Source organism: Lentibacillus kimchii (genome assembly GCF_042666895.1).
GTDB classification, from domain to species: domain Bacteria; phylum Bacillota; class Bacilli; order Bacillales; family Amphibacillaceae; genus Lentibacillus; species Lentibacillus kimchii.
Genome location: NZ_JBHTGR010000053.1, coordinates 1 through 1,818, shown reverse-complemented (window position 1 = coordinate 1,818; position 1,818 = coordinate 1). Strand labels below are relative to the sequence as shown.

The following is a 1,818-nucleotide window of genomic DNA, read 5'->3' as shown; positions in this document are numbered from 1 at the left end:
CGGGGTGGAAGCGTGGCGACACGTGAAGCTGACGGATACTAATCGATCGAGGACTTAACTAACAGGATGCAGCTTGATGGTTCTCTTATTTAGTTTTCAGGGTGTAAAGGTTTAAAAAACCTCTTGCATTTTGAATTAAAAATGCTTATAATGGTTTCTGTGCTTCATTAGAATAAAAAACAGCATAAGGTCTGGTGGCGATAGCGGAGAGGACACACCTGTTTCCATGCCGAACACAGCAGTTAAGCTCTCCAGCGCCGATGGTAGTTGGGGTTTGACCCCTGCAAGAGTAGGACGCTGCCAGGCAATATTTAATAAATATTATATAATCATGGGAGGATTAGCTCAGCTGGGAGAGCGCTTGCCTTACAAGCAAGATGTCACTGGTTCGAGCCCAGTATCCTCCACCATGCCGGTCTAGCTCAATTGGCAGAGCAACTGACTTGTAATCAGTAGGTTGGGGGTTCAATTCCTCTGGCCGGCACCAGTTCTTAAAAGATAATAATTTTAGTTCTCAATCACTTATATTAACTAATTGTTATTAGTGATTAGCTGATCGGGCGCTGCATTTAAAACGTTTAGTATACTTGCAGAGCAATATGTAAAGTTTAACAGTAATAACTAAATGCGAGCCATTAGCTCAGTCGGTAGAGCATCTGACTTTTAATCAGAGGGTCGCAGGTTCGATTCCTGCATGGCTCACCAGATTTGCGGGTGTGGCGGAATCGGCAGACGCGCTAGATTTAGGATCTAGTGTCTTACGACGTGAGGGTTCAAGTCCCTCCGCCCGCACCACATAGGATTTATTGTTATTCGCGGAAGTAGTTCAGTGGTAGAACACCACCTTGCCAAGGTGGGGGTCGCGGGTTCGAATCCCGTCTTCCGCTCTTTATTGCTAAATCCATCCAAAGCCGGGGTGGCGGAATTGGCAGACGCACAGGACTTAAAATCCTGCGGTAGGTTTCCTACCGTGCCGGTTCGAGTCCGGCCCTCGGCACCAGTAGCGCCCGTAGCGCAATTGGACAGAGCGTCTGACTACGAATCAGAAGGTTAGAGGTTCGAATCCTCTCGGGCGCACCATATTTACGGGAAGTAGCTCAGCTTGGTAGAGCACGTGGTTTGGGACCATGTGGCCGCAGGTTCAAATCCTGTCTTCCCGACCATTCGGGGCCTTAGCTCAGCTGGGAGAGCACCTGTTTTGCACACAGGAGGTCAGCGGTTCGATCCCGCTAGGCTCCACCATAATTAAAATTATCTATTGACGTAAGAGTTAAAGGATGTTATATTAATTAAGTCGCTTTTGAGAGGCGGCATCCGATTTGCTCCTTGAAAACTGAACAAAACAACCAGCCTGAAACAGATGTCAGGTAAGAGGCTCCCGGTCATATGTGTTCATATGATTGGATGAAGCTTTTTGAGACATTATGAACGCTGAGATAAAACGATTGATCGGTGTCAGTCGTTTGCATCTCTCTTATTTATTGGAGAGTTTGATCTTGGCTCAGGACGAACGCTGGCGGCGTGCCTAATACATGCAAGTCGAGCGCGGGAAGCAAGCAGATCCCCTTCGGGGGTGATGCCTGTGGAACGAGCGGCGGACGGGTGAGTATCACGTGGGCAACCTGCCTGTAAGACCGGGATAACTCGTGGAAACGCGAGCTAAAACCGGATAACACCTCTCACCGCATGGTGAGGGATTGAAAGGCGGCTTTAAGCTGCCACTTACAGATGGGCCCGCGGCGCATTAGTTAGTTGGTGGGATCAAAGCCTACCAAGGCCACGATGCGTAGCCGACCTGAGAGGGTGATCGGCCACACT

Annotated in this window: 9 tRNA genes and 2 rRNA genes; all 11 read left to right on the top strand. The window is 49.0% G+C overall.

What is annotated here, in order from left to right:
- The first annotated feature begins 190 nt into the window (after nt 1-190).
- A 5S ribosomal RNA gene (gene rrf, locus ACFQU8_RS10545) occupies nt 191-306 on the top strand.
- Nucleotides 307-334: 28 nt separating this feature from the next.
- A tRNA-Val gene (locus ACFQU8_RS10540) sits at nt 335-410 on the top strand.
- Between the two features lies 1 nt (nt 411).
- Nucleotides 412-487, top strand: a tRNA-Thr gene (locus ACFQU8_RS10535).
- A 142-nt stretch (nt 488-629) separates the two neighbouring features.
- Nucleotides 630-705 (top strand) — tRNA-Lys (locus ACFQU8_RS10530).
- A gap of 5 nt (nt 706-710) precedes the next feature.
- A tRNA-Leu gene (locus tag ACFQU8_RS10525) sits at nt 711-795 on the top strand.
- A gap of 20 nt (nt 796-815) precedes the next feature.
- Nucleotides 816-887, top strand: a tRNA-Gly gene (locus ACFQU8_RS10520).
- A gap of 23 nt (nt 888-910) precedes the next feature.
- Nucleotides 911-1,000, top strand: a tRNA-Leu gene (locus ACFQU8_RS10515).
- A 3-nt stretch (nt 1,001-1,003) separates the two neighbouring features.
- A tRNA-Arg gene (locus tag ACFQU8_RS10510) sits at nt 1,004-1,080 on the top strand.
- 6 nt (nt 1,081-1,086) lie between these two features.
- Nucleotides 1,087-1,163 (top strand) — tRNA-Pro (locus tag ACFQU8_RS10505).
- Nucleotides 1,164-1,166: 3 nt separating this feature from the next.
- A tRNA-Ala gene (locus ACFQU8_RS10500) sits at nt 1,167-1,242 on the top strand.
- Between the two features lie 236 nt (nt 1,243-1,478).
- Nucleotides 1,479-1,818 (top strand): 16S ribosomal RNA (locus ACFQU8_RS10495); the annotation flags it as partial.